The sequence below is a fragment of the Blautia glucerasea genome (genome assembly GCF_013304385.1).
GTDB classification, from domain to species: Bacteria; Bacillota; Clostridia; order Lachnospirales; family Lachnospiraceae; genus Blautia_A; species Blautia_A ammoniilytica.
Genome location: NZ_JAAITU010000002.1, coordinates 1 through 11881, shown reverse-complemented (window position 1 = coordinate 11881; position 11881 = coordinate 1). Strand labels below are relative to the sequence as shown.

General features: G+C 44.2%; 5 protein-coding genes. All 5 read left to right on the top strand.

Annotation, left to right across the window (positions count from 1 at the left end):
* Positions 1-6: 6 nt before the first annotated feature.
* Complete coding sequence (locus G5B11_RS01135; RefSeq protein ID WP_173726577.1) at positions 7-1359, top strand: DUF4430 domain-containing protein; 1353 nt, start codon at positions 7-9, stop codon at positions 1357-1359.
* Positions 1359-2978: a hypothetical protein gene (locus G5B11_RS01130; protein ID WP_173726576.1), complete on the top strand. Its 1620-nt coding sequence runs from the start codon at positions 1359-1361 to the stop codon at positions 2976-2978. The genes G5B11_RS01135 and G5B11_RS01130 overlap by 1 nt, the downstream gene beginning before the upstream one ends.
* Positions 2979-3001: 23 nt before the next feature.
* Positions 3002-6856, top strand: coding sequence for an Ig-like domain-containing protein (locus G5B11_RS01125; protein WP_173726575.1), 3855 nt, complete (start codon positions 3002-3004; stop codon positions 6854-6856).
* A 319-nt stretch (positions 6857-7175) separates the two neighbouring features.
* Complete coding sequence (locus G5B11_RS01120) at positions 7176-8585, top strand: hypothetical protein (protein ID WP_173726574.1); 1410 nt, start codon at positions 7176-7178, stop codon at positions 8583-8585.
* A 6-nt stretch (positions 8586-8591) separates the two neighbouring features.
* The gene (locus G5B11_RS19380; RefSeq protein WP_173726573.1) at positions 8592-11711 is read left to right on the top strand and encodes an Ig-like domain-containing protein; all 3120 of its coding nucleotides are present in this window, start codon (positions 8592-8594) and stop codon (positions 11709-11711) included.
* The last annotated feature ends 170 nt before the right edge of the window (positions 11712-11881 follow it).

Genomic DNA, 11881 nt, shown 5'->3' with positions numbered 1-11881 from the left:
AAAGCAATGAAAAAAAGGAGCAAGGGAAAAAACAGGAAAAACAAAATATGGACAAGTGTTCTTCTACTGGCATTTCTGATGTTTTTTTTGGCTGTGTTGTACAGCGGATTTCGTCAGGAAAAGCAGGAGATCCAGACAGATCCTATTCAGGGGATCAATGCCCAAAGTTCCTTAAAGGGGTATCTTGGCAAGGGATATGCATATGGCGGACAGGACAAAGGAAACAGTCAGGGAGAACAGGATTTTATCCAGCAGGCTCAGACTTTGCCTGAACCTACGGTAACACCCCAAGAAGAAAAAATAACACCTTCCCCTGTGCCTGTTGTAACGCCTGCAGATCCAGAAGAAATACAGGATAAGACGGATCCAACCCCTGTTCAGGTGACAGACGCACCCACAGTGCCGGATCCGGATTCCCAGACCAATACCATTGTATATGAACCTTCAGGTGAAGAAAACAACACGGAGCATGAGGAAAGTGCTCCTGATCAGAATGACGACCGTAATCAAGATGGCGCACAGGTACCGGTAACGCCTGCTCCTACAGAAGCACCTACTCCTTCACCGGTGCCTGAGGAACCGGTAAATCAGTATCCTACGGTTGCCACAGATCTGACAGATGGAGAAACTGTCAATGCTTCTTACCGAACTTTCTACGTACAGGCAAAGGACTGGTATGGCAACAGCCTTTCGGCTTCGGCACTTCAGATCACAGGAAATGGACAGCGGCTTTCTTCCAGAGGAGAGCCTTCTGATGGAATCTTTGCCTACCGGCTGGATCTGGCAGAAGGAGCCAATACCATAGAGATCCGTGCCACAGATGAGGAAGGCAGATGTACCACTCTTCCTGTGTTTACCATTTATAAAGGCTCAGAGGAGGAGCAGCAGCCTGCAGGATCTGTGACCATCAGTATTGAAGCTGGTACCATTGGTCTTGGAACTATTCTTCCATCTACCTCCATAGGGTTTTATCAAGGAGAACAGCTGTCTTCCGTACTTTTAAGATTTTTGCAGACCCAGGGCTTTGATTGGAGAAATGATGGCGATGTTTCCGGAGGCTTTTACCTGAAAGCCATTGGGAGAGGCGGGATTGCTGCCAGCGCTGCTATTCCGCAGGATCTGATGGATCATCTGATCGCTGCCAACTGCCAGCTGTCAGAGCATGATGCCAACTGGATCGGGGAATTTGATTTTACAATGGAATCCGGATGGCTGTACTTTGTAAACGGAGAATATATGAATGTGGGAATGTCTGCTTATTTTCCGGCAGACGGAGATGAGATACGGCTTCGCTTTTCCTTGTATTCCGGTGCTGATGTAGGGGCCGGTCAAACAGGAGAAACATGGGGGGACTGGTAATGAAACGATTATTAACAGGAATGCTTCTTGTCGTTCTTCTTCTTGGGTCATTGCAAACCGAAACAGGAGGAGAAACGATACCAACCGAAAATCCATTGCCTACAGCAGGACCTGTGCTTACAGAGATTCCGGCACCAACAGAAGTGCCATTGCCAACAGAAGTGCCGGTACCAACAGAAGCACCAGTGCCAACAAAAGTACCTCTGCCCACAGAAGTGCCATTACCAACGGAAGCGCCGGTACCAACAGAAGTGCCACTTCCAACGGAAGCACCACTGCCAACAGAAATACCATTGCCAACGGAAGCGCCACTGCCAACAGAAATACCATTGCCAACGGAAGCACCATTGCCAACAGAAGCACCGCTGCCAACGGAAATACCATTACCAACAGAAGAACCACAGCCAACAGAAACACCTGTACTTCAGGCTTTATACGTGTCCAGTTCTGATACTTACGGTAAAGGGATCCTGAAGCTGGATCCGCAGCTGTCTGTAGAGCACAATAAGTATAAAGCAGTTTATGAGGGGGAACGAAAGAGCCTGAATCTGTGGCCTGAGGCAGCAGGAGAATGTGAGATCCATGTATATGCATTAAGCGGTGTGAAAGCTTCTACTGTGGAAAAGGATGAATCTATCAAAGATCATGATGATAGAATGGGGCATAGATACTGGAAGCTTGTGTTTGCAGATAACGAAAGAAAACTGGAGGTGAGGATCCAGGTAACAGCTTCTGACGGTATGAAAAAGGATTACTACCTGACTCTGTCTACAATGGATACAACCCCTCCTGTATTAAAGAAAATAAGTGCAAGCCGAATTTCTACGGATACGGCTTCTGTGGTATATAAGACCAGTGAAAAAGGTTACCGGTATTATCAGGTGACACAGGCTGGTGCAGCCCTGCCAAAGCTGGATACTTCCCAAAAAGGAACCCAGGTAGGTGAAGGAACAGATACCATCGCCCTTACCGGCCTGACTGCAGGGGAAAAGGATCTGGTCATAGCAGTGAAGGATCTGGCAGGCAATATCAGTGAACAGCTTGTGATCCGGATCCCGGATATAAAAGCTGCCACATCAGGCAGCCTGGCATCAAGACCAGGATACGGAGGGAATAAATCCCAGGCCACAAAGCCTGGTTCTGGCGGGGATGGATCTATTGACAAGCTGAAAAACGTACAGGGAACTGCAGGATCTCTGAAAAATCCATCCGGGGCAGCAGGCAGTGCCGGGGCAATGGGATCTGCTCAGTTGGCTATTGGAAAAAAGAAAAGTCAGATTAAAGATAAAGAAACAGCTAAGAAGAAAAACAAGGATAAGAAGAAAGAAACTGCAAAGGAACAAACCAAAAGCAGTGAAAAAGACAAAGCGGAAAATATAAAATCTTCTTTTTCCCAGGATACCGGTGACAAAAGTCAGGCACCTGATACGAAAGATCTGCAGAAAAACAGTTCATCCGGTAAAAAAAGTATTTTTTCTGCTTTTAAGGGGCTGCGGCTTTCCACAAAGCTGATGCTGGCAGGCGCAGTGGCAGGCCTGGCATATATCCTGCTTTTTACCGCTGCTAAAAGGCATTACAAAAGGATGTACAAAAGAACGGATAGAAGGATAAGGGCATGACCAAAAAGGAGCAAGGAGGGTGTATGGCTAGAAAAATGAGAAAATGGATGGCTGCTTTGCTGGCATTAACACTTATAACCGGAAGTGTACAGGTGTATGGGGAAGAACAGTTTGTTGATGTGGCAGAGGATATACAAGAGGAATCCCGGCAGGATACAATAGAGCCGGAGGATGTATTTTCTACCGAAGATTTTACTTCAGATGAAAGCGAAGCTTTCGGGAAAGATTCTTCAGAGTTTGCAGATGAAGCGACAGAGCCGGAAGAGGTTTATGATGTAACAGAAGAGGAATTCTTGTTTGAAGATGTACAGGATACCAATGCCCAGTCAGAGGAATACCTGACAGATCTGAATGTATATGTCAGCGATTCTGTAAAAACACCTTTGGAAATGAACCGCAGGGAGGATCTGGATGAGGAACTTCAGGGAAAGGTTTATACAGTAGAATACAGCTCCAATTATGATTCAGGTTCCTTTTATGTGACCGGAGATCTGTCAGCTGCTGCACCGGAAGGAGCTAAAGCAAGATTGTCAGCATGGACCCTGGATCATACCCAGGAAACAATAGAAATGGATGCTGCAGCTTCTTCAAAAGGACTTCGCTATAGTCTTGGCAGCAGGATCTTTACATCCGGTATACAGGGTGGAAAAAGGGCAGTTTATACCATTACAGCAGGAACTGAAGGAGACAGCCAGGTATATAAAATCCTGGTGCTTCGCCGCCTGGATCTTAAGAATATCAGATGCTACAGATCTTCTGATACAGATCTTACAGAAAATTTGGTCCGGAATTTTGATACTACAGGAAAAACCAGAGAATATGAGGCAATTGTTCCTGCCGTTGATACAAGCGTAAAGCTTCTGGCAAATGCATATGGTGAGAACTGGTACCAGCTGAAGGTGAATGGAATCACGGTATCCACATCCGATCCAGTAGATGTTCCCCTTGGCACTGAGGAAACAAGGATCCAGCTTTCCATGGAAGTGCAGGATACTTATGAGGATCCGGCTTACCAGGGCAGTACATATACATCACAGGGAAATTATTGTGTGACAGTGTCCAGAAAAGCAGGCACAGATCTTGCCTTTCAGATCACGCCTTCCCAGGCTGTAGTCAGTGTATATGATGCAGCAGGAAGCCGACAGATACCAGATTCGGATAATCTGCATTTATTTCATAATATATTAAATGGAGAAGCTTATACATGGACAGTCTCCTGCTATGGTTATGTAGGTGCCCATGGCACATTTACAGGAGGGGAAACAGCCCTGATCCAGGCAGACCTTCAGGAAGCTGCTGCACGCCATACAGAGATCCAAGACAATGACTGGGTTAATTTCAGAAACAGTGATACGAATAATGGTGTTGTGAACTGGGAAACTCCGGAAAACTCTTCAACTGCACTGGAAAAATGGTCCAAAAAACTGGGAGGCAGCTGGGAAGCTTCTGTAACTCCGCCGCTGATCCTTGGAGGCCAGCTGTATGTAGCTTCCGGAAAATATATTTACAGACTGGACAGGAACACAGGGGAGATCCAGGAAACCAGTGACCCGCTATCAGGAAGCATGGTCTATGCTATGATTCCACTGACTTATGCAGAGGGGATGCTGTTTGCACAGATTGGAGGCGGAAAAATCCAGGCAATCAGTGCCACTACCCTTAAGTCCCTGTGGATCAGTGAATCTATAGGTGGACAGACGATTTCACCTGTTACATATAAAGACGGATATATTTATACAGGTACCTGGGATAATGAAACAACAGCAGGAACTTATTTCTGCCTGTCTGTTACAGATGAGGACCCCACAAGGGGAGATGAGGTGAAATACTGTACCTGGAAATATAATCATAAAGGTGGTTTTTACTGGGCAGGAGCCTATGCATCCAAGGATTATCTTGTGTTTGGGTCAGATGACGGGGCCGAAAACGACTACACCAATACAGCAATTCTGTATTCTGTCAATACCCATACAGGGCTTTTGATAGATCAGAAAACAGGGCTGAAAGGAGATATCCGGTCTACCATTGTTTACCAGAATGGGTATGTGTATTTTACCACCAAAGGCGGTTATCTTTACAGGATCGCCATGAATCAGAACGGAACCTTCGGTCAGACGGACAGCATCAGTCTTGGGGGGATGGCAACTGCATCTCCTGTAGTATACAAGGGCAGGATTTATGTGGGTGTATGCGGTACAGGCGGCCAGTTTAATCCGGATGGAGGACACCATTTTGCGGTCCTTACAGAAACATCTTCCGGTCTGTCCCTTGCTTATAATGTTTCCATTCCAGGATACCCTCAGGCTGCCCCCTTGATGTCTACCGCTTACGAGAACCGGGATTATAACGGAGACGGGCTTCCGGACGGCCGGGTGTATCTGTATTTTACTTATAATGCAAAGCCTGGCGGTATTTATATGCTGACAGATGCACCAGGACAGACCTCCGGCACAGCTGCAGAGATTTTCAGACCTGAGAAAGATCAGGCAGAATACTGTATCAGTACCATCTGTGCTGACCGTGATGGAACTCTTTATTTCAAGAATGATTCCAATTATCTGATGGCAGTGGAATGTAACGGAGCATATATTGACAGTGTAACCGCACAATCAGATGCAGGTACGATCAAGTGGAAGGATATGTTCCGGAAAAGTAAAACAGAGCATACTCTGCTGATCGGGGAGGAAACAAAAACTGTAACTTTGCAGTTTAAGGCTTTGGATGGCTGTACCTTGTCCGTGAATGGACAAAATATTACCAGCGCTTATACGGTTGATGTATCTTCAGGACAGGCAGAGGTGCAGGTGCTGGCGCAGTGTCTTGGAAAAAGCAGAAAATACGTATTTTATATTACAAGGGATCAGTCTGTTCCGTCGCTTGAGAATCTGACAGTAAGCACCAGCAATACTTACAGTAATGTTCCGGCACGGTTGGCGATCTCTCCGGCATTTGACAGAAATACAGCGGAATACCGGGTGCTTTATACCGGAAACCGTGATTTTATCAATATTTTTGCAGAAACAGAAGAATCAGATGCAGAAGTAACGGCAGCAGGGATCCAGGGAACCTTGAAGGTAAGTATTTTTGGCAAAACCACAGGAAGCGGTAATGCCAGCAGGATCGCCATTTATCTGGATAAAAGTCCTGAGATCCAGGAGGCAAAGGTACGGATCACAGTACGTACCCGTACCGGAAAAACAGGTGATTATATATTGACGATCCAAAGAAAAGAGATCATTGTTACGCCAACACCTACGCCGGTACCGGATGAACCAGAGGTTTTTGGCACCTGGTCAACTCTTTCACCTGCTACGGTGTTTGAACCGGAGGTACAGCAGCGGACAGGCAGCAAGGGTACTGTACAGACCCGTACAGTGGGTGAGAAGCTGTCTCCTACAGGGAAGCTGAATGTAAAGCGCATTCCCCTTAAGATCCGGCAGACTACATCTAAGGTGTCAGTGTCAGGCCTGGCTAACGGGGACTTGGTGAAAACCTGGACCAGTTCTAACAGGAAAATTGTGTCTGTATCGAAAAAAGGTGTGATCAAGGGCTTACGTAAGGGAAAAGCCACTGTAACAGCTGTTCTGGCAAGCGGAAAGAAATTAAGTCTTACTGTAACTGTGCAAGCTAAGACTGTGAAAACCAAAAGTATTACCGGGCTGAAAGGAAAGCTGACTTTGAAAAGAAAAGGAAAGCTGGCGTTGAAGCCTGTGCTTTCACCCATTACTTCCCAGGAAAAGGTTAGTTATATGTCATCCAATTTAAAGATAGTGGCCGTGAATAAGAGAGGGGTGATTACCGGGAAGAAAAAGGGGAGCGCAAGGATAACGGTTAAGTCAGGAAAGAAGAGGAAGGTGGTACGGGTGACGGTTCGGTAAATGAATTTTGCAATCTTGATAATGTGTTCTGGAGGTTGACAGTTATTGGGCAAAATGTTATACTTTTTAAACAATGAATAACCAGGCGTGGTTCAGCCTTTTGGCTGATTTGACGAAATCCGGTGAGAATCCGGAACCAATGCTGTGTAAGGTATGGCGGGTACCTTAAGTCAGCCTCCAACACGTTGTATAGGACAGAGACTCATGTGGACAATGGGGCTCTGTTTTTTGTTGCCATTTATGCTTATGAGAGAGGGACAATGGGTGTATTTCTGGCTGTTCAAACAATAAACCTTGAAAAAGAAAAGGAGAAGGAAACGTGAGAAAAAAAGAACTGTTTAAAAGGTTGACAGCTATATCCATGGCTGCAATGATGACACTCACAATGATGCCGTCCTATGCATTTGCATCTGACAGCGCTTTTTCAGATGGTCAAAAGACTTGGGAAGAAGTATCTGCAGAAGATGCATTTTCTGACGGAGATGTAATTGCGGATGAACCGGAGGAAATCCTGGAAGATTCAGATGATTTCCAGCTGGCCCAGCCGGATGCTGCTTATGATGAGGCAGAGGATGCCAAAACAGCAGCGGCAGCGTATTTGAAAACTAATTATATTGATGGTACAAATAAAATCACTAGCACAGGTGGTGCAAATGTAGTAAAAAGTGATGATGGATTAAGCTATACTGTTGGACTGACAACTCCCTCTGGATCGAGTATTTCATCTCTGCGATTAAAAACTGAAGGAAGTACCAGCTCATATAGAAGTGGCTGGTATATTAACAGTAAATATGTTAATTGGGGAAGTAAAAAGCCTTCAGCGCCAAGGAGTCTAGGTATTACTCGTCCAACCGCAGAAGAAGGAAACCAGAGTTTTACAGCGACTCTTCGTTTATTTGCAGCAGATACCAGTACAGATGTGATCGATGATGCGACACGGGCAGAAGCAGCGGCTTTGGCTTCACAGGATTTTACGATCACATTAGTGGCAGCTGAAAAAGTATATGATTATCGTCTGACTTTAAAGGTGCAGGATTCTGATCAGAAAGAGATTACCGATGCTGATGTAAAACTGGAAGAGATGTCTTATCCTTTTGACACTGTTTCACATGAGTCTGATGGAACTTACAAGATGATAAAGGATATGCAGTATAAGCTGACTGTAACACGTGATGGATACAATTCTTATGCGGAAAAGTTTACTTTTTCAGGTAATCCGGAGAAGCTTGAGAAAACCGTTACCTTATCAAAAACGGTTATACATGCCATTACATTTAAGGTAACAGATAAAGATACCGGAGATGTAATTCCAGACGTAGAAGTAACGGTTAAGAAATCAGGCGACTGGCAGCCTATAAATGGAAAGAACGGAAGCTACAGCCTTGTTGAGGGGTATAAATATACCTGGAGTGTAAGTGGTGTAGAAAACTATAAGAATGCTTCTGACGAATTTACTGTAACAAAGGATGAAGAGATCCTTATTCAGCTGACTAAGGAGATTTCTACATATAAAGTTACCTTTAAGCCAACCTATCTGGGACAGGCAGTTGACAATGCCACAGTTAAGGTGACACATGAGGAAGAAGATGATTACGATGAGTATGAAACTTATACTGTAGAAGACAAGCCTGCTAATGGCGTCTATAGTCTGAGGAAGGGTGTTGAGTATACCTATACTGTTAAGGCAGATGGCTATAAGGATGCAACAGGTACATATACACCTTCCTGAAATCAGGTGGAGATCGCATATCCGGTTGCAATGCAGAAGGATGTGGTTATTGATCCTGCAGATCAGGCTAAGGTTGACGCAACAGTTGCCCAGTTTAATAAAGAACTTGGCGCTTTAAGACCTGGCTACGATAAATACAAAAATATTAATGCTTTTGTAGAAGCCAAGCTTGCTTCTTACACCATTGATACAGCTGGCATCAAGGTTGCTGTAAAATCATCAGATAATACAGATGTCATTGGAGTGGATGGTGTGATTCATTATATTGCATCTCAGAAACCGGCATCTAATAATATTAATAGTGTGAGTCTGGATGTTGTGTTTACATTTGAATTGAATGGAGCACAGGCAGATACTGATTCTACAAGGGTAACTGTTGGATGGGACAGAGATCACTTCAGCCGTAAGATGGCAGAGGAAAAAGACAGCCTTACCTGGGATATGATCAAGGGCAATAATACTTCTCAGACAGAAGTTGAATCTGATCTTTCTCTTCCGCAGATCATGACAGATGGTGCATTTTATGCATGGTCACAAATTACCTGGACATCTTCTGATCCTACCGTGATCAGTGTGGAAGATGCAACCAGCATTAAAGTAACAGAGCCAGTAAAAGGTGTGATCCATGCTCCTGCAAAGGATACGGAGGTTACACTTACAGCTACTTTTAATGCAAATGATACGATTCTTAATTCTTATTGTGGAGAAACAGTAAATGCTTTTACAAGCTGCACCAAGGATTTTACCGTTACCGTAAAAGGGACAAACATTGCACCTCCTACAGAGGAAGAGCTTCTGGCAATCCTTGATAAGTACTATACAGCAGATCAGTTTACAGATTTTGTAAATAAAAACGAAGTTGTAGATCTTAACAATTGCCAGGCTGATTTTAGTTTGCCAAGGTACACCAGAATCAAGGATGAAAACGATCATTCAGTATTTAACAATGGTGAAATCACTGTAACCTCCGAAAATGAAGCAGTTACAGTTAATGGTTATCGCACATATGTAGACGGTTTCTATACCAAGGATATTACAGGAGATCTTGTAGTTACATTTACCAGGGAAAATGTAACCGCAGTAAAGAGATTCCCGATGACTGTGAAGCCTCTTGATGCAAGCGTTCTTGCTGATGAGCTTGCAATGATGGAGCAGGCAAAGCTGCATTACTTTGACGGTATTAATGACGGCCGGTATGCGGATAAGGATTCTATTACTGGAAATCTGCATCCGTTCCAGGAAATGGTTCTGGATGAAAATGGAAATCCAAAATGGATCTACAGTTTTACTGATAGAACAGGAAAAGGCATTATTGCAGATGATTTCTTTGATGATTCTTGGATCATGGAAGGGGCAGGCTATAATCGATTTAAATCATCCAACCAGAGATATATCAATCACGATACATTGAATGTTTATCCAGGAGAGACAGATACAGAGATCACCATTTCTTCTCTGCTCAGCAGTGAGAGGTATGGTGTATTTGCAAAGAAACATCCGGATAATGAGGCATTGCAGAAGCTTTACAGACAGCCTGTTTCAGTTACCGTTACTGTTGTAGGTACCAAATCAGCAGCAGAAGGTCTGGCTGATCTGATCCAGAGCACGCAGGAAATGCTGGACGCTATGATAGAAGGGCAGGAGCCTGGACAGTATCCGGCTGGAACAAAGGCAAAGCTTCAGCAGGTTCTGGATGCTGCAAAAGCAGCTCAGGTAAAGGAAAATGTAACAGAGGAAGAACTCCGTCAGGCAATCCGTGAATTGAAAGCCGCTGCAGCAGAGGCACAGGATGCTCAGAATGTGGTGACAGCAGCAATCACTGTAAGACTTAATCAGATAGCAAACCAGCCGGGACAGCTTCTTTCCATGACAGTAGCTGCAGATACAGCCAAATCCTATGGTTATGAAAAGCCGGAGGAAATGAAGAATAAAGTGGCTGTTGTGGATGTCCTTTATGCAATCCATAAAGAATTATATGGAACAGATTTTGAGAACGATCCGGGAAGATATCTGGCTGTAGACAATACAGGTAAGATCAATACCATCTTCAAGGCTCAGAATCCAAATGTTTCTTACCTGATCAATGATAAGTATCCTATGGATGCAAGTGGAAATATGACTGCTGCACATAACAGTGTGGTAAACACCGGCGATCAGTTCAGCCTCTTTGTATATGCGGATACAACCGGATGGACCGATAAATACCTTTTCTTCCAGGATGTTCCATCTTCTGTTGAGGCTGGAAAAGAATTTGCTGTAACACTGAAGACCTACGGATATGATTCCAACTGGAATACTGTGGAACTGTTAGTGGCAGGAAGTACACTTACTCTGGAAAACAAAGCAACCGGTGAAAAGACACAGGCTGTAACAGATGAAAACGGATCTGCAGTAATTAAAGCAGAGAAGGCCGGTTCCTACAGATTATACGTATCCAATGCACCATATACCTATTATGCAGTGGCTATGAAAGACATTGAGGTAAAAGCAGCAGAAGTACCTGCAACACCCACAGAGGCACCTAAGCCAACGGTAACACCTGCACCGAATCCAACAGTGGCACCTCAGCCTACAAAGGCACCTGCGAAACGTGGACAGGTACTTGTTGCCAGAGCAAAAGCAGCCAAAACATCTGTGGCACTTAGCTGGACGAAGGTAAATGGCGCTGAGAATTACAAGATTTATGGCGCAAAGAATAACGGTAAAGTAAAACTTCTGAAAGCTGTATCCGGAACAACCAGATCCTGGACACAGAAGAAGCTGAAAAAAGGAACAACTTATAAGTATTATGTGGCAGCTTTTGGCAGCTATGGAAGAATCACCAAGTCAGCAGTGATCTATACAAACACAACCGGCGGAAAGAAAGCAGACATTAAGAAAGTGACTGTAAACAAGAAGGCCTTTACATTAAAGAAAGGCAAAACAGCCACTATCAAGGCAAAAGCCATTGCTTCCAAGGGTACATTCAAAAAGTATACCAGCAATATTCGCTATGTTTCTACCAACACTTCTATTGCAACAGTAAGCAAAAAGGGTGTGATCAAAGCGAAAGCAAAAGGTAAATGCTACGTTTACTGTTATGCACAGAACGGACTTTATAAGAAAGTAAAAGTTACAGTAAAATAAGCTATTCTGATAAAAGTATCAGAACCATGCCAGAAGCTGTAGCGTTATAAAAACAAAAACGTCACTTCCCGGGAAGGAAGTGGCGTCAGACTGTAGACAAACTTGGTGTTGGGTGTTATGCCCAGCACCATTTTTCTTTTAAAACTTTTTTTCTTTTTATTTTCTCCAAA